Here is a 21,109-nt window from a genome sequence, read left to right as displayed (position 1 = left end):
TCGCTCTTTAGAGAAAGAGTGTTGAAACCGATATATACAGCAGAGAATTGGGACATGGAGTGTCGGAAATACAGCATGGATGCTGACAGAGATGGTAGAAGGAGAATGTGAAATGAGAATTAATTACAATGTGTCGGCAGCGATTGCGAATAAACATTTACTTGGCATTGAGGATAATTTAAGTGCATCGATGGAACGTCTTTCCTCAGGACTTAAGATCAATCATTCCAAGGACAATCCGGCAGGAATGGCTATTTCCAATAAGATGAAAGCACAGATTGACGGTTTAAACCGTGCTTCACAGAATGCGTCGGATGGCATTTCTGTAATTCAGATCGCAGATGGTGCTTTAAATGAAACGACCAGTATTTTACAACGTATGCGAGAACTTTCCGTACAGGCGGCAAACGATGCAACATTGACACCTGCAGATAAAGAGGCGATTCAGCAGGAGATCGATTCTTTAAAGGATGAAGTTGACCGTATTTCAACGGACACGGAATACAACAGCAAATCACTTTTAGACGGATCATTAGACACCAGGGTTTATACCAAAAACGCAACAAGAGTGGATATTTCAGATCATGTGAAGGCTGGACAGTATGAGCTTTCCATTGATACAGCGGCAACACAGGCAGGACCGGTGACAGCAAATCAGAATTATAATTCCACAGCAGCGATCGGCGCATCCGGAACGATGAGTATTAATGGTTCTAAAGTAGAGATAGAGGCAACTGACACTTATGCGGAGGCTTTTGAGAAGATCCGGAATGCTGCAGAGACGGGAGAGACAGCGGTAAAGGTTGAAACAAATGGAGCACTTTCCTTTACTTCAGAACGTTATGGAGCATCAGCTACGTTAGAGATAGCATTTGACAATCAGCAGATCGTTACAGCACTTGGATTTACAGGCGTGGTGGAGGATCCGGAGAACAAAGGAAGTTATGTATATGGACAGGTTCAGAATGGCAAAGTAATCGTGCCTTCCGGTACAGATGCTGAGGTAACACTTAAAAAACCGGGCGATGGAACAGGTTTTGGCGATACTGCTACCTGGAGAACGGATGGAAATAAGATTACAGTTACGGACAGAGCTGGATTTGAAATGTCATTTCTTGCTGATGCAGGTTATACGGGAAATCTGGATTTTGATGTTACAGATATTGGAACAATGGCACTTCATATTGGTGCAAATGAAGATCAGGAAACAAAAGTGCGTATTCCGGAAGTATCCTGCAAGAGTCTTTATATTGATGATGCGGATGTAACAACTGTAAATGGAGCCGGCAGAGGTATTACACAGTTTGATGATGCTATTTCAAAGGTCAGCGAAGTGCGCTCAAGACTTGGTGCATACCAGAACCGCCTTGAGAGTACAGTATCAAGTCTGGATACTTTTGAGGAAAATATGACAGGAGCCCAGTCACGTCTGACGGATGCGGATATGGCGTCAGAGATGACAGATTATACACATCAGAATGTATTGAATCAGGCAGCAATTTCTGTTTTGACACAGGCAAATGATCTGCCACAGCAGGTATTGCAGATTCTGCAGTAACAGGAGGGATCTGTTTTGAAAAAAGAACAGATAATGGATTTTACAAGAAGGATCAGCCAGAGTAACAGAGGCGGCCTGGTCATTGTAATTTATGATATTTTTTTCGCGTATATTGAAGATGCAAAAGAGGCATATGATAACAAGGAATGGGAAAATTATAAGACGGCATTACGGAATGCCACAAAGGCTGTCAGCGAATTGATGTCGTCGCTTGATTTTTCTTATGAACTTGCGGGAGAGTTATACCGTATTTATGTATTTTGCAGGGAAACACTTGCAAAAGCAATGTATAAAAGGGACTTGAAAGAGATCGAACTTGCAGAGAGCCTGATGAACAAACTTTATACGGCATTTGCGGAGGTAATGAAAGAGGATACCTCCGCGCCGCTTATGCGTAATACACAGCAGGTTTATGCCGGATATACGTACGGAAAAAATGATTTGGTTGAGACTTATCAGGATTTAGATACTTCCAGAGGATTCTTAGTATAGGAATCCTCTATTTTTTTTATGCTTGCAAGTAAAAATTTATAGCGCATTTGCACAGAATATAGTTCATAGATGCAGCAGTCGATCATATCCGGATCAATTACATTTTCTAAATTTCGGTATGCATCCTGCAGATCCTGCGCAGTCTGATGGAGGTCATTCATTAGCACCGTATAATGCGCATCATTTGTTTTTTCTGGTTGAAAAAAACGAAACATAGTATTCCTCCGTCTGAAATATTCTTTATTCTTAGTATAATCACAAAATTTCCATTCTATACAAAAAACGGAAAAATTGTAAAAAACTATTTGCATAAAATGTGTCTGGATGAATAAATTTGATAAAAAGAAGAGACAGCCTTTGAGAGCTGATCGTGCTAAAAAGGAGAAATATATATATGTCACAGATACAGGGAGAATGGGCAATTATAGGGGCACTTGGAATTGTACTTTTTATCGTTGTGATTGGGAAAAAAATGCAGATGTTACTAAACTTTATGATTCGTGTTGTTTTAGGTGGAATTGGAATTATTTATGCAAATGATTTTCTGGCGTCGCAGGAAATTGCAATTAGTGTTGGATTAAATCCGGTCAGCCTTTTGACAATTGGAATCCTTGGTATAGGCGGGTTTGCGCTGCTTTACGGAATTTTGGCATGTAAATTTTTGTGAATAGTCTACAAAGATAGGCTATTTTTGAGAAAAGTGTAGACAAATAAAAAGAGCGTTGCTATAATTCGACTTACAAACTACGAAAGAGGTGATGAATTGGGGGACTAATGAATCTTACATTGCTGACGCATCTTACGATGGCGGTGGTGATGGATTTCGGAAACGGCAGGATCAGTAACCGGCTGATTGTTTCCGGATTAATTTGGGGACTTGCATTTCGACTGCTGGGGGAAGGAAGTGCAGGTGCAGTTCATTTTCTGATGAATATTTCTATTCCGGTTATCTTATTATTTCTTTTATTTAGTCTGCACATAATGGGGGCAGGCGATATCAAGTTATTTTCCATTGCAGGAGGTTTTCTGACACTGACACAGCTTTGTTATCTGATACCTGCAGCGTTTGTGGTAGGGGCTGTCATAGGAGCAGGAAAGATCGTTTATAAAAAATTAACGGTTGGTTATGCAATTGGAACAAAGACATTCATGCATTTTTCAACAGCAATTTTAATTGGATATTTTATCGTGGTCTGGGGGTGGGCTATTGTATAAACTTGATGTGGCATTCTGTGATACGAATGAAACGTATGGGGAAAGATTTGCTGCATATCTGATGGAACATAAGGCAAAAGAATTTACGGTTCATTTATTTCGGGAGCCGGAACTGTTTTTACAGAAGGTAAAGAGTGAAAAATATGATCTGGTCATACTTGGAAGTGGCTTTTTGGAACTGGGAGAACAGGCAGAGCTTTTGGAAATGGCAGTACTGATTCTGTCAGAAAATATGCCGAAACAGTTGGCAGAGGATAATACTTATCTGCAGCCGGGAAAAAAGCGGACTGTTATTTTTAAATATCAGCCGATGGAGATGATTCTTCATGAAATAATGGCAGTGACAGGAGGAAAAAAAACAGGAAAGGAGATATTTACAGACAGGTTTGGCAAATTGGAGATCATAGGAGTATATTCTCCTATCCGTCATGAAATGCAGATGCCGTTTTCTATGGTACTGTCTTCTATACTGGCAAAACAAAGGAGAGTATTGTATATCAATCTGATGCAGAGTACCGGATTTTTAAAGCTGTTTGACAGTCAGGCAGAATACGATATGGGGGATTTGGTTCTTCGACTGAGAAAAGGGATAATAGAATCTGGACAGTTTTTGCGGAATGTATATGAAATGGGAGATTTTTCATATGTTGCACCATTTCGTAATCCGGAACAGCTTGGGGAGTTTCAGATGAACGATTACCTGCAGTTGTTGGAATATTTGGAAGAGAACACGGAGTTTGATACGGTTGTGTTTGATCTTGGAACCGGGGTTTATTCCATTGCAGCTTTTCTGGAACATTGCAGCAGCATTTATTGTCCGGTAAAAGAAGGGTATTTCTATGAGTGTCAGAAAGAAGAATTTGTTCATTACCTGGAACTGGCAAAGAAAGGAGAACTGTTCAAAAGATTGCAATTTGTAAATCTTCCTTTTACTGCGAAGGGAATCCGTGGTGGTGGAAATATGTTGGAACAGCTTATATGGAGTGAATTTGGTGACTATATAAGAGAATATCTGGCAGGGGATGTTTATGGAGAAATATAGGTGGAGTGAAGAGATATTTGAAAAACTGAGGTCAGATATCATGGCTGCGCTGGACTTGTCCAGAGAGCAAAATGATGAAGAGATTTACCGGTTTATTGAAACAGAAGTGGAGGAATATTCCAAAAATAACCTGCTGACATTGAAAGAAAGGGAGCAATTAGAACATTTACTATTTAATTCTTTGAGAAAGTATGATGCAATCCAGGAATTATTAGAGGACGCAGATGTAACGGAGATTATGATCAATGGAGCATCAAATATTTTTTATGAAAAAAAAGGAAAATTGTTTCAGGCACAGACACATTTTTCATCCGAACAGAAATTGAGTGATGTGATACAACAGATGGCGGGAAACAGTAATCGTATGGTAAATGAGGCATCTCCGATCGTGGATACAAGATTAGCGGACGGATCACGTGTAAATATTGTTCTTTCACCAATTTCCATAGATGGCGCCGCTGTATCTATCCGGAAATTTCCCAAAACGCCTATTCTGATGGAGGATCTGATACGGATAGGGTCGATTACAGAGGAAGCTGCAGCATTTTTAAAGGTGCTTGTGGCAGCAGGATATAACATATTTATATCAGGAGGGACAGGTTCTGGGAAAACGACATTTTTAAATGCACTGTCACAGTATATTCCGCGGGAAGAAAGAATCATCACAATTGAAGATTCTGCAGAACTCCGGCTTGTTGATAAACCCAATCTGGTAAGACTTGAGACAAGAAATCAGATGTTTGACGGGGTTAAGCCCATTACGATACGGGATCTGATAAGGACGGCTCTTCGAATGCGTCCCGAGAGAATTGTGGTTGGTGAATGCCGGGGAGAAGAGGCACTTGATATGCTGCAGGCAATGAATACCGGGCATGATGGAAGTTTATCAACAGGGCACGCAAATTCATGCAGGGATATGTTGAGCCGGCTCGAAACAATGGTGCTGATGGGAATGGAGTTGCCACTTGCTGCGATACGAAGCCAGATTGCATCAGGGTTAGATATTCTGGTCCATCTTGGAAGAATGAGAGATAAAAGCCGTAAAGTGCTGGCAATTACAGAAGTGATCGGCATGCAGGATGGGGAGATTGTGTTGAAAGACCTGTATCGTTATGTGGAAAAATCACCGGATGTGGAAATGGCTTGTGGAAAATTACAGCAGATGGGAACACTATTTAACCAGGAAAAATGTAAAAGGGCAGGAATTACGCTTACAGATACGGGGGAATAAATGGATTATCGTAAATACCAGTGTAATCTGTGGGAACGACTGGGGTGTGTTGTAGCGGGAATAATATTAACAGCAGCAATTTCATGGCTGTTTTACCGTTCATGGTATGGCATGGTGTTAGTCATACCTGTAAATTATCTGATCGTTTCATATTACAAAAAAAAGAAAAAAGATGAACGCGCAAAAAAATTAATGATAGAATTTCGGGATGCAATTCAGTCTGTTGCAGCAGCACTGCTTGCAGGATATTCCATTGAGAATGCATGGAAAGAAGCAGAGCGGGAAGTTATGGGGCTGTATGGAAAAGAGGCAATGATCACACAGGAATTGATCCGGATGAATACAGAAATTAAATTGAACCGGAATGTGGAAGAAATTTTACATGATCTGGCAACGCGGAGCGGGGTGGAAGAAATTGAAAGTTTTGCAGAGATTTTTGGTTTTGCGAAAAGAAGTGGAGGAGATTTTGCAGGAATTATAAGGACGACTGCAATGCGGATCTCAGCTAAAATAGAAGTGGAGAGGGAAGTGGACACAGTTATTGCCGGGAAAAAACTGGAAGGAAAGATTATGAGCGTAATGCCATTTCTCATTCTTACATATCTGAACCTTGCATCGAAAGAATTTATCGATCCTTTATATGGAAATCTGTCAGGGGTATTTGTCATGAGTGCAGCATTATTGATTTTTGCAGGGGCAATGGCAATCAACAGACGAATTTCAGATATTAAAGTATAAGGAGAAAAGAATGGTTTTTTATATTGGAGTCTTGTGTGCAGCAGTTTTTGTGGCAATTATAGGGGGAAAAAGAGCATCGCCTAAGACAAGCCGTGCAGCAGGGGTGATGATTTTGGTATCTGTCCTGGCGATTTTTGTGCATCTTTCAGAGGTGATGGATGAAAATAGTGATGTAAAACCAGAATTTGTGCGTCCGGCATATGGAGAAGGTGATTATGAGGAAGAAATGACCCTGGATGTAGAAGATGTGTTAGAAGAGTATTCCTATCATGTAGTGGTTCCGGAACAGATACTTTCAAAGCAGGATGAGCAGAGACTGTTAGAGGCTGCGCAGCAGGAGATTGATGAAGAATTTGCAAAAAACAGTGCCAAAGTGCAGGAAAAAGTACAAATTCAAAGAAGTTATCAGGAAGGAAAGGTAAGTGCAGAATGGATATTTGAACCGTATGATGTAGTTGATGATGAGGGCGTGGTGGTTGCAGAAAATATACCAGATGAGGGAATTTTGGTAAAAGCTGAAGTGACGTTAAAGTGTGAATCTTCGGAGTGCTTTAGTGAACGGTATTTCCGGGTAATGCCAAAGACTCTTAATGAAGAACAGAAAATGCTTCAGGAAATTGGACACTATCTGCAAAGACAGACAGAGAGCACAGAAAATATACTGAAACTCCCAAAACAGATTGATGGGAAAAAACTGGTCTGGAGCACGAAAAAAGAGTATTTGCCGGAAAAAATCCTTTTTCTTGGAATCGTGATTGTAATTCTTCTTCCATTTGTAGATCAGTCGCGTGAAAGAGAAAAAGAAAAGAAACGGAAAGCAGTACTGGAATTACAGTATGCGGATATGGTAAGCAATCTGGCGCTTCTGTTGGGGGCAGGAATGACTGTTTCTTCTGCATGGAACAGACTAACAACGAATTATTTTAATGAGCGGCATAAAAAAGCAATTTATAAAAAAGAAATCTATGAGGAAATGCAAAAAACGGTATATGAAATAAAAAATGGAATGGGGGAGGAACGTGCATATGAGCGTTTTGGAGAGAGGTGTGGAGGATACCGCTATCGCAAATTTGGTAATCTTCTGGCACAGAATTTAAGAAAAGGGAGCAGAGGATTGACAAACCTTTTAGAGCAGGAAGCAGAAGAGGCATTTGAAGAACGAAAAAGTATGGCACGCAAGCTGGGAGAGGAAGCGGGGACAAAAATGTTGTTTCCAATGATTCTGATGCTTGGTGCAGTTATGTTGATACTGGCATTTCCAGCTATGCATTCTATAGAATTATGACTCTATAGAATTATCATTCTATGGAATTATGATTCCTGCAAATAGATTCGTGTTTGCACATAAACTTGGATCGCGCAAAGTACAGCGCAGAAATGGAGGTTTTTATGAAGGGACTTAAAGATTTTTTCAGGGAAGAAGAGGGAGTAGCTATTATCGAGATCGTGTTGATACTGGTTATACTGATCGGACTTGTAGTTGTGTTCAAGAATAAGATTACGATTTTAAATAACAAAATTCTTACTAGGATCACAACGGAAAGTAATAAGATATTATGAAAACAGAGGCAGAAGGAAGTCTGACAATATTTTCTGCTTTAAGTCTGCTGCTGATCTTATCGTTTCTGCTTGCACTATTAGAGGGGGCGAGGGTATCAGGATTAAAGATGATGGACACCCTCGCGGCAGAAACAGGGATGGATTGTGTTGCAGCAGAATATCAGCCTGTGTTGTGGAATAAATATCATCTGCTGTATCTGGATGGTGCATATGGATCAGAGCAGTTTGAGGAACATAAAGTGAGTTCACGTGTAATGGAATATGTTGCTGGAAATTTGTCAAAATCCGGAGAAAACAGCATGTTTCGGACAAAGTTATGTGAGGCTGCGCTGATGGAATATATGTTGGCAACAGATAATGAAGGAACAGGGATGCTGCGTCAGGCGGCAGCATACATGAAGCAACATCTGCCTGAAGACATTGCAAAGAAAATGTATCAGCAGTATCAGGATGGACAACAGGCACAGGAGAATGGAAAAACAGATTACAGTGTGGAAGATGCGGATCAGGCAATCGTAAATGCAAAAAAGGAGAAGGAAGAAGATAACATTGTACAGGATAAAGCGAATGAAGATCAGGTACAGGATGCAGAAAAAGAGAAAGCAGAAAGTCCTATTCAGGTCGTTTTGCAATTAAAGCAGAATGCTGTTCTTGGTATGACGATACCGGATATGTCATCAGTGTCATCAAATGCGGTTGAACTAAAAGATACAGTTTCGAAAAGGCAGTGTGAAACCGGAACGTATCACGCAAAAAAGACAGAAAAACTTAATGTTTTTGACCGTGTTATGGTGTTGGAGTATATTGAAAAGTATTTTTCAAGTTATACAGAGCCGGGGAAGGGAGATCTGGCATATGAAATGGAGTATATTCTGTGTGGGAAAGAAACAGACAGACAAAACTTAGAGTCGTCAGTGGAACGTCTGATGCTTATGAGGGAAGCCGCAAACGTTGCTCACATTATAGCAGACAGAGAAAAATTAAATCAGACGTTAATTATTGCAACATCACTTGCCGGTTTTTCCGGTAATCCGGTGATCGTTAAGATTGTACAGATCGGTGTCGTGGCTGCATGGGCATATGTAGAAAGTATACTTGATCTGCGCACACTTCTCTCTGGCGGGAAAATTGCACTGATGAAAAGTTCATCAGAATGGAATGTTGATATAAAAAAGATTGGAGAACTCGTGACTGATGGGGGAAAAGCCAAAGAATGTAAAGATGGACTGAATTATCAGGGCTATGTAAAGCAATTGTTATTTGCAGTGAAAGAAAAGAAAATAGCATACCGTATGATGGATATCATGGAATTTGCCATACAAAAGGAAGAGAATAGTAAAAACGCCAGAATGGATCATATGATAGGGAACATGACCTGTGAGATGCGATTTGAAGCGGAGCCTTTGTTTGCAAAAAGCAATTTGCATGGAGGGCAGAAATTAGGCAGATATACTTTTGTTAAGCACCAGAAAATGTCATATAGCAATGAATAAGGAGGGGATGTGGCGGTGTTTCTTACTGAGAAAGAGAATATAAAAAATACAATATACAAAAAAAGATCTCTCCCGGAAAATGATAATATTCTTTCTCATCAGGCGGAGGCCTGCCGCTGTCAGGAGACACCGCCATGTTCCTGGCTGGAAGGCTCATTTACGTTAGAGGCGGCTGTGATACTGCCGGTTATGACATTGTTTTTTATGATGATTTTAATGTTTTTCCGGGTTATGCAGGTACAGATGGAAGTCCAGAAGGCATTAGATGATACCGGGCGCAGGATGGCAGTACTGGCTGTTCTGGAAAATGAAGAAGATGTGGCAAAGATTGGCATTGCTGCCGCGAATGTTCTTTTTAAGAAAAATATAAAAGAAAATGATAATATTAATCACTATGTAGTTAATAAAGCGGCAGGTATTAGTCTGGCGAAGTCAAAATTTACAGGAGATCAGATAAATCTGGTAGCATCTTATCGTATAAAAATACCAGTGTGGATGTCTGGAAAATCACAACTTAAAATCAGCCAGCATGCAGTATGCCGTAAATGGACCGGGTGGACGGGAAATAGTGCTGATCAGGAAGTATGGGTGTATGTGGCAGAAAGAGGGAGTGTTTATCATACATCAAGAGAGTGTACATATTTAGCATTGTCAGTATCTTCTGTTAATTGTACAGAAATAGAGAAAAAACGGAATAAATATGGAGAAAAATACCGCGAATGTGAAATATGTGCGGAAAAACAAAAACAGGACACCGTGTTTATTACCGATCAGGGAAACAGATTTCATTATGATCTAAATTGCAGTGGAATTAAGCGCACGATTTATATGATACGTTTATCGGAAGTGGGAAACAGGAAACAATGCAGTAGATGCATAAATTAGAAAACAGGAGAGGTAGGGGAAAATGCTGCAAAATACATTAATGCTGGGTATTTTTTCAATATCTGCATACCAGGATTATAAAAAAAGAAAAATAAATACATATTTTTTACTGACAGGAGGCATTATAGGGCTTTTACTTCATTTGTATAGCATGAAGTTAGATATAGTAGAGATTTTGTTTGGCATGGGAATTGGAGTTATGATCTTATTTTGGGGTTTTCTGTTAGGTGGGGGTGTTGGATTTGCAGATGGAATGATCCTGGTCGTTAGTGGTATATTCCTTGGATTTGAAAAAAATATGGAGGTATTTTTTGCCGGCTTATTTTTAATAGGAATAACGTCATTATTTTTATCGGTATTCAAAAAGAAAGGACGAACGTACAGGATTCCTTTTGCACCTTTTTTGCTGGTGGGTTATCTGTTCGTGATGGTAATGGGATGAAAGAATGGGAAGAAGCATCTATTACTATTGAGGCTGCAATCATTATGTCAATGGCGATGCTGTTATTTTTGATCGTCATGAAACTGGGATTGCAACTGTATGGTGAGACAAGAACACTTGCGGAAGATGTGATAAAGGAGGAAACTTTAAATGCACTAAAGTTATTTTATGAGATAGAAAGGGTGAAAGGATTATTTTGAGTATTCAGATTAGCTACTATAGAAATATTCATTCCAGCCATATGGTTTTAATGCCGGCATTGGAAGGAGAACAATGGGAAAAAGAAATGCTCTGGAGAAATACACCCAAAGGTCTGATATTACCAGAATGTAATAGTAAAAATGGGCAGTTACAGCTATGGTATGACATAACTGGAAAACAGGCGGTAGACATGTTGGCAGAATTATCAGATATTGGTCATGATATTTTTATGAAAATATGTGAATCTGTTGTTACAATGTCGGAGATACTCGATGGGTTGTTAATATCCCCTGATATATTGTTACTGCGACCGGAATGTATTTTTTTCGATAATCAGACCGGAAATATCAGCTTTTGCTGTTACTTTGGGAATGAAAAAGATATAGGAAAATCGTTTCATGAGCTGTTAGAGTATCTTCTGGCAAAATTAGATCATAAAAGTGCAGATGGGGTTCAAATGGCGTATGAGCTATTTGAATATACCAGAATGGAAGGGTACTGTATTGCAGAAATAAAAAGGATATTAAGGAAGTCCGAATATTTAGAGGATGTACCGGAAAAGATTCCGGATACAATGTGGCAGGAAGAGGAACAGGAACAGGAAGAGGGAACATTACCTTTAGAAAATAAAAAAACAGGGTTTAGGTATTTATGGAGCGGAAAAAAACGGAATATGGTTGAAAAAATGCGAGATTTATTACGCGGGGTGAAAAAACAGGAAAAAAAATTGGAACCTTTTGTGTTTGAACCGGAACCAGAGATTGCCGTACATCAGCAGAATCCAACCGTTTTACTTTCTAATCTTCCCAAAAAGGAATATGGAATATTAAAATATGAGGGAAATGGTGCGTGCAGTGAGCTTTCAATAGATCATACTCCATATATTATAGGAAGTGAACCGGATTGTGACGGTGTGATACCAAGTGGAACCGTAAGCAGACATCATGCGAGGATTACCAGGAAAGGGGAGGTTTACTTTATAGAAGATCTGAATTCTTCCAATGGAACCATGGTAGGTGGGGAGTTGTTGAATTGCAGGGTAAAAATGAGTCTTCAGACGCAGGAAACAGTTATGTTTGCGGATGAGAAGTTTAGATTTATTTAAGAAAATAAAGAGGCATACATATTTGCAATCTTATTTTGCTACGTTATAATGAACTTTGACGAGTTCATATTATGTGCAGAAATCCTGCACAACAAACACGTTATAATCAAATCAGAGGGCAAATATATGAACAGAGAGATAGAACAGGTGATACTTGCACAAGGTTATCGATTTTGTACGGTGCAGCCGGAGAATGTCGGAGTATTTTATAAATATTATCAGCAGGGATTTCATGTTGTGATGATGATATCATTAGACGATACAAAAACTTTGACCATAGAACAGCATCAGGTAATGCAGGAACGAGTTATGGATCTTTTTTATCATCCGCAGGGAAGGCTTGCAGATTTCCCGGAAGGTTATCCGGTTTATCATGTGGAACTGCTTACACTGCTGGCTGGAAGAAATACGGATATGATGCATCAGTTATGCAGTGTACAAAAGAATGTATGGGGGTATGAGACGAAGCAGGGGAGACTGATAATTTATGAAAATCAGCCGGGAGATTTCTGGGGACTCAAAAGTGTATTGGAGAATTGCAGGGTTGATTCTAAAGTTACCCGAAATATAAATACCGGTTTTGAATGGAAGAAACTTTCCTATACGACAATAGCGATTGCTGCCATAAATGTGATCGTATATTTGATATTGGAAATTTTGGGAGATACGCAGGATCCGTTTTATATTGCATCACATGGTGGGATGTATCCGGAATTCCTACAGGTCAATCATCAGTGGTGGCGGATCATTACGGCGATGTTTATCCATTTCGGATTGCCGCACCTGGTAAATAATATGGTAATATTCTGCTGTGTTGGATCGAGACTTGAGAGGGCAGTCGGCCATTTAAAGATGTTTGTAATATATATGCTGTCAGGAATAGGTGGAGGAATATTGTCCTATTTTATGATGCTGTATAGTGGAGATTATGCTGTATCTGCAGGCGCATCAGGTGCAGTGTTTGGAATGATTGGCGGTCTGATCTGGGTAGTGATAAGACACCGGGGCAGATTTGAAGGTTTAACAGTAAAAGGGATGATGCTTATGGCAGCGTTAAGTTTGTATTATGGTTTTTCCACAATTGGAATTGATAACTGGTGTCATGTAGGTGGAATCCTTACCGGATTTCTTGCGGCAATGATTTTATACCACAAAAAAGTGGAAAATTGTTGATTATAAGAATAAAAGTTTATATACTGAAAACAGTATTTGGTGAACATGCAGGAAGAGGTAGAATATGAAAGTAAACATTTATTATGGTGGACGGGGATTGTTAGATGATCCTACATTATATGTGTTGAATAAAATGGAAGAAGTATTGCAGGAACTTCGCGTGACGGTGGAGCGTATTAATATCTATGAGCATAAAAACGAGATTGCCACGCTTCCGCAGACGATGAAAGATGCCGATGGTATCATTCTTGCAACAACTGTTGAGTGGCTTGGAATAGGTGGCTATATGCAGCAGTTTTTGGATGCCTGCTGGCTGTATGGCGATAAGGAAAAGATAAAAACAACCTATATGCAGCCAATTGTTATGTCTACGACATATGGAGAACGGGAAGGTGAACTGACATTAGAGAGTGCCTGGGAGATCTTAGGTGGTCAGCCATGTCCGGGACTTTGTGGTTACGTTGAGGATCTGGTCAGTTTTGAGATGAATAAAGATTATACCGTTTTAATAGAGAAGAAGGCGGAGAATCTTTACCGGACGATTTCACAGAAAGTAAAATGTCTTCCGACCAGCAATCAGGCGGTAAAGCAGACAATATTAAGAACTCCGCAGTTAGAACTTACACCACAGGAGAGCGAGCAGTTGTCAAAGTATGTGTCAGATGATACGTATGTGAAAAAGCAGAAGGAAGATATCGAAGAACTTGCAACAATGTTTAAGGGGATGCTTGGAAAGTCAGAAAAAGAAGATGAAGAGGCTTATATTGAGATATTCCGTGAACAGTTTGCTCCGCAGCCTGAATTTAAGGCACGATACCTGTTTATCATAGAAGGCAGAAAAAAGCCATTGTTTTTAGAAGTAAATGAAGGTGAACTTACAATTCACTATGGACAGGAAGAAAATATTGATGTCTATGCGAAATTAAAACCGGAAGTTATGGATGGTATCGTAGATGGAAGGATGACATTTCAGAGGGCATTCATGACAGGAGAAATGACGGCAAAAGGAAATTTTAAGATTCTGCGTATGTTAGATACCATGTTTAAGTTTACACATTGATATAGAAAATCTGCAGGATGTTGTAGTAAATATGTCGATTGCGCAAATAAAAAGGAGTGCAAATGCACAGAAAATGGAGGATAATATGAGAGACGAAAATTGTATTTTCTGTAAAATTATTGGAGGAGAAATTCCATCCAATACGATTTATGAGGATGATGAATTCAAAGTGATTCTGGATGCGAGTCCGGCATCAAAAGGACATGCATTGATCCTGCCAAAGGAACATTATGCAGATATTTATGAGATCGATGAAAAGACAGCAGGACATGCAATGCAGCTTGCGAAGAAACTTGCAAAACATATGACGGACGTTTTAAAGTGTGATGGATTTAATATTGTACAAAATAATCATGAAATTGCGGGACAGACGGTATTTCATTTTCATATGCATCTAATCCCACGTTATAAAAATGCAAAAAATAATGATATTCTGATCTGGGATCATGAGGAGTTTACACCAGAAGAAATGGCAGAAATCAGAGATTCTCTGAAGATGTAGGGAATGTTGCCGGAAAAGCAGCTTTTTAGCTTATAATCACAAAATGAAAGAGGAACAGATATTATAAAGTACATATCCGTTCCTCTTATATCAGAAATTATTTTTTAGATGCGTCTAAGATCAATCCGATGATCGTATCAATGGAATTACGGCTGTTGCTGTTTTCCATTGCCTTAATATATTCTTCCTTTTTCTGGAAAACATGTTCAATTGCTTCAAGAAGTGTCGTATTTGACAGCTCTTCTTCCTCTAACACATAACTAAATCCCTGGGAACGAAATGAATTTGCATTCAGAATCTGATCTCCACGGCTGGCAGCGGCAGAAAGAGGAATTAAAATATTTGGTTTGCGCAGTGCCAGAAGTTCGCAGATTGCATTTGCACCTGCACGGGAAATAACAAGATCTGCAAGAGCAAACATATCGGAAAGCTCTTTGTTTGCGTATTCAAACTGTGCATATCCGGTCGTTTCGGTTAATGTTTCATCCAGATTGTCTTTTCCACAGAGATGAATAACATTGTAATTTTTCAGAAGTTCAGGAAGCAGACCACGGATCGCTGTATTTATTACACGGGAGCCTGAGCTTCCGCCAACGATGAGTATTGTCTGTTTACTGTGATCTTTAAAATGACAGAGTGAAAAAGCATGCTCAGCATCGCCTGTTAAAAGCTCCTGACGGATTGGGGAACCGGTCAGTACAGCTTTTTCTTTCGGAAGATAAGAAAGTGTTTCAGGAAAATTACAGCAAACTTTTGTTGCGCTTGGAATAGCAAGTTTATTTGCAAGTCCCGGAGTCAGATCTGACTCATGTATAATTGCAGGAACTTTACAATGTTTTGCTGCTAAAACTACCGGAACAGAGACAAATCCGCCTTTGGAAAAAACTACATCTGGTTTTATCTTCTTTAAAAGCCGGATCGACTGTGTATACCCTTTTAATACTTTAAATGGATCTGAAAAATTCTTAGGATCAAAATAGCGTCTTAATTTTCCAGAAGAAATGCCATAGTAAGGAACACCCTGTTCCTCAATCAGTCGTTTTTCAATCCCTTCATATGAACCTATATAAGAAATTTCAAAACCTTCATTACGCAAGGCTGGCATTAATGCGATGTTTGGTGTGACATGCCCTGCGGTACCGCCCCCGGTCATTACGATTTTTTTCATAGAATAATCCCTTTCCTGTAACATTTTGCACTTCCCTATTTATAATACCCTTATGCATAAAAGTCAAGAAAAGACTTATAAAATAGAAAACAGCAGACAAAAGGGGCATAAAAAGCAGGCGGGTAAATGACTGAAAATGTCAAAAGTTGCGGTCAAAAAACAGTCAGAAGACCTTTTCAAACGGACTTGTTCTTTCTATAATTAATAAGAAAAAGGACAGTATGATCTATCGATAAGTCCGGAAAAGAGAGGTGGTATACATGGAACAGATAGGAATCTTTATAGCAGAATATGCAGAATGGCTTTATATAGGAAGCGGTATACTGATGCTGATCCTGCTGATTTATGTATTACACAGGATAAAAAAAGTGGAGCGGAAAAGCTTTTTGATGAACGAAGAAATTGAAAAAAAACTGCAGAAGATAGAAAATGATAGATGTGTGAAACAAACAGAGAAACAGGCAGAAAAGCAGATAGAAAGCAGGGCACAAAATACATTAGAAAAGGAAAAACAGGAAAGTGATCAGGATGCTGAGTCCGTGACAGTAATCCGTGATGTTATAGAGGAGGTTTTTTCTTAAAAAAGGAAGAAAATGTCAAACACTTGACATTTTAGTATTGCTTTGCTATAATCCACATTGTAATAAATCCGTAATAATTGTAACAAAGATGAATAAAACGAAACAAAGGTGTAATACTATTTACATAAGATGGTAAACACTGATGGAGGTTTTCTATGAATTTAAGAAAAAGAGCAATCAGCGGAATCATGCTTGCCGGTTCTATGGTAGTGATGTGCGCGATTGCAGATGCAGCCAGTACAGTTTCAGCAGAAGCAGTATCGGTTGTAGCAGACACAAGGACGGACTTAGCTACAGATGGGACAGCAGGTGTTGTTGCACAGTTAAATCAGGTAAGTACAGATGCAGTAGAGATGGCAGCAGCAGGAGTTGAGAACTCCCAGACGATACTTGTTGCTTCGGCAGATGAGGAAGCGCAGGTAGCAGAAGATACAGAAGAAGCATCAGCAGTACAGGAAGAAACAGTATCCGTAGAGAAATCTGCGCAGGCTGATTCTAAGGAAGATGAAACGACGCAGGAAGCTGATGCCGTAGAAGATGTGCAGAATGCAGATGTGGATAGTGAAACAGACACTGAGAATACAGTGGATGTAGAAAATACAAAAGATATAGAAAATACAAAAGAGACGGAAAATATAGAAGATACAGAAAATATTCAGAATACCGAAAATGCCGAGTGGCAGAATCGTCTGATGGCAGATGTTGATGAATTTTTATATGTCAGAGCATCTGGGGATGCGGATGCAGAGATTATCGGTAAATTATATAAAGGTGATGTGGCAGATGTCGTTGAGAATGGAGATACATGGATCCATGTCGTATCCGGCGATGTTGATGGATATGTAAACAACGATTATTGTGTATCCGGCGAGGATGCACTTGCCTATGCACAGGAAAACATTGAGACAGAGGCACAGGTTAATACGAATGGACTTCGTGTCAGAAATGCTGCATCGGAGGATGCATCTGTTATCACTGCTGTTTCAGAGGGAACAACATTGACAGTTGATACAGACGCTGAGACAGAGGATGGATGGGTTGCTGTTAAATATAAAGGACAGACTGCATATGTCAGTGCGGATTATGTTACCACAGAACTTGCACTCGGTGAGGCAGTTACGATAGAAGAAGAAAAGGCGGCATTAGCAAAGAAAGCTGAGGAAGAGGCAGCAGCAAAAGCAGCACAGACGAAAGAGACAACTACTGTGCAGAATGCTTCAGTTTCAGCATCTTATGATGATGTAACACTTCTTGCAGCACTGATCCAGTGTGAAGCAGGTAACGAACTTTACGAGGGACAGCTTGCAGTTGGAGCAGTTGTTATGAACAGACTTCGTTCAGGTGCATATCCATCAAGTATTTCCGGTGTTATTTACCAGAGCGGACAGTTCCCACCAGCAGGGCAGGGAATGGTTGCAAGCATTGCAGCAAACGGACCAAAGAGCAGCTGCGTACAGGCAGCACAGCAGGCATTAGGTGGTTCCGATAATACAGGCGGTGCAACCTGTTTTTCAAGAGCAAGTTCTGGACGCGCTGGTGTTGTGATCGGAAATCATGTATTTTACTAAGATATAGATATTTATTTTCAGGCAGGTATTTTAATGAGATACCTGCCCTTTTTAATTCATAGGAAATTATGTCCTATGAATTAAAAAGCCCTCCGGGCAGCTCATGAAAATCCCTAAAAGGGATTGACAGATCAGAGAGAACACAGTATTATTTAAAGGAACTTCATACTGCAATGCTTTAAAGCGAAAAAGAAAAAGCGGCATGAAAAACAGATTGCAAGTTTTACGGGCAAAACTAATGTGAAAAAAGTAGTGCGCAGATAACAAAGAAGTCCTGTGAGGATAACAGTGACATAAAAGAAGATAGAGAAGGCGCAGAAACGGAGGATAATATGGAAATGGAAATGGAGTTCTTACGGAAACTTCCGACACCGGCAGAGCTGAAGGAAGAGTATCCGGTAAGTGCACAGGTCGTTGCTACGAAAGCAGAGCGTGATGATGAGATCCGCGCAATATTTGAGGGAAAAGAAGATAAATTGATTCTGGTGATCGGACCGTGCTCCGCAGACAATGAGGATGCGGTAATTGATTATATATCAAGACTTCGTAAAGTGCAGGACAAAGTTGCTGATAAGATTTTTATGATTCCGCGTATTTATACCAATAAACCAAGAACAATTGGAATCGGTTATAAAGGTATGTTGCATCAGCCGGATCCGGAGAAAGAGACTGATATGTTAAAAGGAATCATAGCCATCCGCCAGATGCATAAACGTGCAGTGGAGGAGACAGGATTTACCTGTGCGGATGAGATGTTATATCCGGAAAATCACAGATATTTATCAGATCTGCTTTCTTATGTAGCAGTAGGTGCACGTTCTGTGGAAAACCAGCAGCACAGACTGACAGCAAGTGGTGTGGGGATACCGGTAGGTATGAAGAATCCGACAGGCGGTGATATTGCTGTTATGATGAATTCCATCATTGCGGCACAGAACAGCCATACATTCTTATACCGTGGCTGGGAGGTAAAAACGCAGGGCAATCCATATACACATGCTATTTTAAGAGGTTATGTAGATAAATTTGGAAGAAATATCCCGAATTATCATTATGAAGATCTGCAGAACCTGTTAGAGCATTATGAGGATGCAAACTCATCCAGCAATCCGCTTGCCAATCCGGCAGTGATTGTTGATGCCAACCATTCTAATTCCGGCAAGAAATTTGAGGAGCAGATCAGAATCAGTAAGGATGTACTGCACAGTTGTAAGATGTCTGCTGATATTCATAAACTTGTCAAGGGACTTATGATTGAGAGTTATATAGAGGATGGAAATCAGAAAGTCGGCGGGCACTGCTATGGAAAGTCAATTACAGATCCTTGCCTTGGCTGGGAGAAAACAGAAAAACTCATTTATGAACTGGCAGAACTGTGGTAAAAAATATGTATCGGATTTTGATCGTAGAAGATGATGAAAGTATAGCACGAAGTGTAAAGACCCATCTGGAAAGCTGGAATTATGAAGTATGCTGTGCCGAAGATTTTTCAAATGTGACCGGCACATTTGCGGCATTTGATCCACAGCTTGTTCTGATGGATATCAAACTTCCTTTTTTTAATGGCTATCACTGGTGCAGTGAGATCCGTAAAGTTTCAAAAGTACCTGTTATTTTTGTATCGTCCGCATCGGATAATATGAATATTGTGATGGCGGTCAGTATGGGTGGAGATGATTTTATTGCAAAACCATTTGACCTTGAAGTGTTGACGGCAAAGGTGCAGGCGATGCTTCGGAGAACTTATGATTTTACCGGGCAGAGTGCTGTTTTAGAGCATAAGGGAGCTATGCTGAATCTGACAGAGGCAGCATTGTTTTATGAACAGAAAAAAATAGAATTGACCAAAAATGAATTTAAGATTTTACAGGTGCTTATGGAAAATAAGCAGAAAGTCGTTTCAAGAGATACTCTGATGGTAAAATTGTGGGAGAGTGACAGTTTTGTGGATGAAAATACACTTTCTGTTAATGTCAACCGGTTACGGAAAAAGTTAGAATCTGTTGGACTTTATGATTTTATTGTAACGAGAAAAGGAATCGGGTATCAGATCGGATGAGAGGTATTATTGCTTATATAAAAAGAAGTATTGGCTGGCTGTGCATTGTCATTGTGTGTGAAGTGATCATGATCGCAACGATGATGCTCAATGAAATAGCATTTGCAGAGATCCTCTATGGGATATTTATCTCGTTATTTTTATTGCTGATCCTTCTGGTCTTTGATGCAGCAAGGTATTACAGGCATTATCAGAAAATAAAAGAATTGGAACATAGCATCATGCTTTCCACAGATGGAATGCCGGAAACTGCAGATCTGTTGGAAAATGAGTATCAGAAGCTGCTTCGGATACTGGCAGATGAATATACAGGACTGCAGAGTCAGGCGGCTGCCAGACAGAAAGATATGCAGGAATATTATGCCATGTGGGTGCATCAGGTCAAGACGCCGATCGCTGCGCTGCGTCTTCTGCTTCAGAATAAAAATGAAGATGGAAAGATGACAGAGGAACTTTCCGAACTGTTTGATATTGAACAGTATGTGGAAATGGCATTGCAGTATCAGCGTCTCGATTCAGAAACAACGGATTTTGTATTTGAAGAGACGATCATACGGGGGGCTGTAAAAAAATATGCAAGACAGTTTATTGCAAAAAAAATCAGTCTATGTTATGAACCGGTTGAAACAAGCGTAGTTACGGATAAAAAATGGCTTTCATTTGTTATAGAACAGGTAATATCAAATGCAGTTAAATACACAAAGACAGGAAGCATTAAGATTTATCTGGAAGATGGAGATGGAACCATGTCGGTGCCTTTGCCTGAAATCGCCCATGCAAAAAAGACAGAAATGGGAAACGGCAGTACAAGTTCGGTTTGCCTTGTCATCGAAGATGCCGGAATCGGAATCCGTGCAGAAGATCTGCCCCGTATCTGTGAGATGGGATATACCGGATGTAATGGACATGAAGGGCAGCATTCGAGCGGAATCGGTCTGTATCTGTGCAGTCGTATTTTGAAAAAACTGGGACATACATTTGCGATCACATCAAAAGAGGGTGTTGGGACAGTCGTAAAAATCGGTTAAAACTATTA

24 protein-coding genes are annotated in these 21,109 nt (G+C 39.9%); 22 read left to right on the top strand and 2 right to left on the bottom strand.

What is annotated here, in order from left to right; translation table 11 throughout:
• The first annotated feature begins 112 nt into the window (after positions 1-112).
• Positions 113-1,558 (top strand): flagellin, encoded by a 1,446-nt coding sequence (locus tag ACDD58_RS09250; RefSeq protein WP_370777122.1) that lies wholly within the window; start codon positions 113-115, stop codon positions 1,556-1,558.
• Between the two features lie 15 nt (positions 1,559-1,573).
• Complete coding sequence (locus ACDD58_RS09245) at positions 1,574-2,050, top strand: flagellar protein FliS (RefSeq protein WP_241070840.1); 477 nt, start codon at positions 1,574-1,576, stop codon at positions 2,048-2,050.
• Here the strand turns inward: ACDD58_RS09245 and ACDD58_RS09240 are convergent.
• Positions 2,014-2,211 (bottom strand): DUF2508 family protein, encoded by a 198-nt coding sequence (locus ACDD58_RS09240; RefSeq protein ID WP_241070994.1) that lies wholly within the window; start codon positions 2,209-2,211, stop codon positions 2,014-2,016. The genes ACDD58_RS09245 and ACDD58_RS09240 overlap by 37 nt on opposite strands.
• A gap of 233 nt (positions 2,212-2,444) precedes the next feature.
• Here ACDD58_RS09240 and ACDD58_RS09235 point away from each other — a divergent pair, with 233 nt between their 5' ends.
• The 15 genes from ACDD58_RS09235 (at position 2,445) to ACDD58_RS09165 (ending at position 14,697) form a co-directional block, all read left to right on the top strand.
• Entirely contained in the window at positions 2,445-2,717 is a 273-nt protein-coding gene (locus ACDD58_RS09235) for a pro-sigmaK processing inhibitor BofA family protein (RefSeq protein WP_117921658.1), read from the top strand.
• A gap of 107 nt (positions 2,718-2,824) precedes the next feature.
• Positions 2,825-3,265, top strand: coding sequence for a prepilin peptidase (locus ACDD58_RS09230; protein WP_370777118.1), 441 nt, complete (start codon positions 2,825-2,827; stop codon positions 3,263-3,265).
• Entirely contained in the window at positions 3,258-4,307 is a 1,050-nt protein-coding gene (locus ACDD58_RS09225; protein ID WP_370777117.1) for a hypothetical protein, read from the top strand. Before ACDD58_RS09230 ends, ACDD58_RS09225 begins: the two co-directional genes overlap by 8 nt.
• Positions 4,288-5,538 carry a CpaF family protein gene (locus tag ACDD58_RS09220; RefSeq protein ID WP_370777114.1) on the top strand — a complete coding sequence of 417 codons (1,251 nt, stop codon included), beginning with the start codon at positions 4,288-4,290 and terminating at the stop codon, positions 5,536-5,538. Before ACDD58_RS09225 ends, ACDD58_RS09220 begins: the two co-directional genes overlap by 20 nt.
• Entirely contained in the window at positions 5,539-6,276 is a 738-nt protein-coding gene (locus ACDD58_RS09215; protein WP_117921665.1) for a type II secretion system F family protein, read from the top strand.
• A 10-nt stretch (positions 6,277-6,286) separates the two neighbouring features.
• Positions 6,287-7,561 carry a type II secretion system F family protein gene (locus ACDD58_RS09210; RefSeq protein ID WP_370777112.1) on the top strand — a complete coding sequence of 425 codons (1,275 nt, stop codon included), beginning with the start codon at positions 6,287-6,289 and terminating at the stop codon, positions 7,559-7,561.
• Between the two features lie 104 nt (positions 7,562-7,665).
• Complete coding sequence (locus tag ACDD58_RS09205) at positions 7,666-7,836, top strand: Flp1 family type IVb pilin (RefSeq protein WP_117921669.1); 171 nt, start codon at positions 7,666-7,668, stop codon at positions 7,834-7,836.
• Positions 7,833-9,329: a DUF5702 domain-containing protein gene (locus ACDD58_RS09200; protein ID WP_370777109.1), complete on the top strand. Its 1,497-nt coding sequence runs from the start codon at positions 7,833-7,835 to the stop codon at positions 9,327-9,329. The genes ACDD58_RS09205 and ACDD58_RS09200 overlap by 4 nt, the downstream gene beginning before the upstream one ends.
• Before the next feature lie 15 nt (positions 9,330-9,344).
• Positions 9,345-10,214, top strand: coding sequence for a TadE/TadG family type IV pilus assembly protein (locus ACDD58_RS09195; RefSeq protein ID WP_370777106.1), 870 nt, complete (start codon positions 9,345-9,347; stop codon positions 10,212-10,214).
• A gap of 22 nt (positions 10,215-10,236) precedes the next feature.
• Positions 10,237-10,656 (top strand): prepilin peptidase, encoded by a 420-nt coding sequence (locus ACDD58_RS09190; RefSeq protein WP_117921675.1) that lies wholly within the window; start codon positions 10,237-10,239, stop codon positions 10,654-10,656.
• A complete protein-coding gene (locus ACDD58_RS09185; RefSeq protein WP_117921677.1) occupies positions 10,653-10,856 on the top strand; it encodes a hypothetical protein in 204 nt (67 codons plus the stop codon). The genes ACDD58_RS09190 and ACDD58_RS09185 overlap by 4 nt, the downstream gene beginning before the upstream one ends.
• Positions 10,853-11,962 carry a DUF6382 domain-containing protein gene (locus ACDD58_RS09180; protein WP_370777103.1) on the top strand — a complete coding sequence of 370 codons (1,110 nt, stop codon included), beginning with the start codon at positions 10,853-10,855 and terminating at the stop codon, positions 11,960-11,962. The genes ACDD58_RS09185 and ACDD58_RS09180 overlap by 4 nt, the downstream gene beginning before the upstream one ends.
• A gap of 126 nt (positions 11,963-12,088) precedes the next feature.
• Positions 12,089-13,135, top strand: coding sequence for a rhomboid family intramembrane serine protease (locus tag ACDD58_RS09175; RefSeq protein ID WP_370777100.1), 1,047 nt, complete (start codon positions 12,089-12,091; stop codon positions 13,133-13,135).
• Between the two features lie 64 nt (positions 13,136-13,199).
• Positions 13,200-14,195, top strand: coding sequence for an SCP2 sterol-binding domain-containing protein (locus tag ACDD58_RS09170; protein WP_370777098.1), 996 nt, complete (start codon positions 13,200-13,202; stop codon positions 14,193-14,195).
• 85 nt (positions 14,196-14,280) lie between these two features.
• Complete coding sequence (locus tag ACDD58_RS09165; protein ID WP_117921721.1) at positions 14,281-14,697, top strand: HIT family protein; 417 nt, start codon at positions 14,281-14,283, stop codon at positions 14,695-14,697.
• 97 nt (positions 14,698-14,794) lie between these two features.
• On the opposite strand, the gene ACDD58_RS09160 is transcribed toward ACDD58_RS09165, so the two are convergent.
• Entirely contained in the window at positions 14,795-15,865 is a 1,071-nt protein-coding gene (locus ACDD58_RS09160) for an undecaprenyldiphospho-muramoylpentapeptide beta-N-acetylglucosaminyltransferase (protein WP_370777479.1), read from the bottom strand.
• A gap of 260 nt (positions 15,866-16,125) precedes the next feature.
• On the opposite strand from ACDD58_RS09160, the gene ACDD58_RS09155 reads away from it, so the two are divergent.
• The 5 genes from ACDD58_RS09155 (at position 16,126) to ACDD58_RS09135 (ending at position 21,101) form a co-directional block, all read left to right on the top strand.
• Complete coding sequence (locus tag ACDD58_RS09155; RefSeq protein ID WP_370777095.1) at positions 16,126-16,446, top strand: hypothetical protein; 321 nt, start codon at positions 16,126-16,128, stop codon at positions 16,444-16,446.
• Positions 16,447-16,601: 155 nt separating this feature from the next.
• On the top strand, positions 16,602-18,014 hold the full coding sequence (locus ACDD58_RS09150; RefSeq protein WP_370777094.1) for a cell wall hydrolase: 1,413 nt from the start codon (positions 16,602-16,604) through the stop codon (positions 18,012-18,014).
• Positions 18,015-18,346: 332 nt separating this feature from the next.
• Positions 18,347-19,396: a 3-deoxy-7-phosphoheptulonate synthase gene (locus ACDD58_RS09145; RefSeq protein WP_117921690.1), complete on the top strand. Its 1,050-nt coding sequence runs from the start codon at positions 18,347-18,349 to the stop codon at positions 19,394-19,396.
• Between the two features lie 5 nt (positions 19,397-19,401).
• Positions 19,402-20,073 carry a response regulator transcription factor gene (locus tag ACDD58_RS09140; protein ID WP_118209976.1) on the top strand — a complete coding sequence of 224 codons (672 nt, stop codon included), beginning with the start codon at positions 19,402-19,404 and terminating at the stop codon, positions 20,071-20,073.
• The gene (locus tag ACDD58_RS09135; RefSeq protein ID WP_370777091.1) at positions 20,070-21,101 is read left to right on the top strand and encodes a sensor histidine kinase; all 1,032 of its coding nucleotides are present in this window, start codon (positions 20,070-20,072) and stop codon (positions 21,099-21,101) included. Before ACDD58_RS09140 ends, ACDD58_RS09135 begins: the two co-directional genes overlap by 4 nt.
• Positions 21,102-21,109: the final 8 nt, after the last annotated feature.

The sequence above is a fragment of the Roseburia sp. genome (assembly GCF_041325975.1).
Classification (GTDB): Bacteria; Bacillota; Clostridia; order Lachnospirales; family Lachnospiraceae; genus Roseburia; species Roseburia rectibacter.
This window is presented reverse-complemented; position numbering and strand designations above follow the sequence as displayed.

Coding starts and splice junctions, on each gene's coding strand:
- ACDD58_RS09250 (WP_370777122.1), top strand. CDS start 113: ATGAGAATTAATTACAATGTGTCGGCAGCGATTGCGAATAAACATTTA.
- ACDD58_RS09240 (WP_241070994.1), bottom strand. CDS start 2,211: ATGAATGACCTCCATCAGACTGCGCAGGATCTGCAGGATGCATACCGA.
- ACDD58_RS09235 (WP_117921658.1), top strand. CDS start 2,445: ATGTCACAGATACAGGGAGAATGGGCAATTATAGGGGCACTTGGAATT.
- ACDD58_RS09230 (WP_370777118.1), top strand. CDS start 2,825: ATGAATCTTACATTGCTGACGCATCTTACGATGGCGGTGGTGATGGAT.
- ACDD58_RS09220 (WP_370777114.1), top strand. CDS start 4,288: ATGTTTATGGAGAAATATAGGTGGAGTGAAGAGATATTTGAAAAACTG.
- ACDD58_RS09215 (WP_117921665.1), top strand. CDS start 5,539: ATGGATTATCGTAAATACCAGTGTAATCTGTGGGAACGACTGGGGTGT.
- ACDD58_RS09210 (WP_370777112.1), top strand. CDS start 6,287: ATGGTTTTTTATATTGGAGTCTTGTGTGCAGCAGTTTTTGTGGCAATT.
- ACDD58_RS09205 (WP_117921669.1), top strand. CDS start 7,666: ATGAAGGGACTTAAAGATTTTTTCAGGGAAGAAGAGGGAGTAGCTATT.
- ACDD58_RS09200 (WP_370777109.1), top strand. CDS start 7,833: ATGAAAACAGAGGCAGAAGGAAGTCTGACAATATTTTCTGCTTTAAGT.
- ACDD58_RS09190 (WP_117921675.1), top strand. CDS start 10,237: ATGCTGCAAAATACATTAATGCTGGGTATTTTTTCAATATCTGCATAC.
- ACDD58_RS09185 (WP_117921677.1), top strand. CDS start 10,653: ATGAAAGAATGGGAAGAAGCATCTATTACTATTGAGGCTGCAATCATT.
- ACDD58_RS09175 (WP_370777100.1), top strand. CDS start 12,089: ATGAACAGAGAGATAGAACAGGTGATACTTGCACAAGGTTATCGATTT.
- ACDD58_RS09170 (WP_370777098.1), top strand. CDS start 13,200: ATGAAAGTAAACATTTATTATGGTGGACGGGGATTGTTAGATGATCCT.
- ACDD58_RS09165 (WP_117921721.1), top strand. CDS start 14,281: ATGAGAGACGAAAATTGTATTTTCTGTAAAATTATTGGAGGAGAAATT.
- ACDD58_RS09160 (WP_370777479.1), bottom strand. CDS start 15,865: ATGAAAAAAATCGTAATGACCGGGGGCGGTACCGCAGGGCATGTCACA.
- ACDD58_RS09155 (WP_370777095.1), top strand. CDS start 16,126: ATGGAACAGATAGGAATCTTTATAGCAGAATATGCAGAATGGCTTTAT.
- ACDD58_RS09150 (WP_370777094.1), top strand. CDS start 16,602: ATGAATTTAAGAAAAAGAGCAATCAGCGGAATCATGCTTGCCGGTTCT.
- ACDD58_RS09145 (WP_117921690.1), top strand. CDS start 18,347: ATGGAAATGGAAATGGAGTTCTTACGGAAACTTCCGACACCGGCAGAG.
- ACDD58_RS09140 (WP_118209976.1), top strand. CDS start 19,402: ATGTATCGGATTTTGATCGTAGAAGATGATGAAAGTATAGCACGAAGT.
- ACDD58_RS09135 (WP_370777091.1), top strand. CDS start 20,070: ATGAGAGGTATTATTGCTTATATAAAAAGAAGTATTGGCTGGCTGTGC.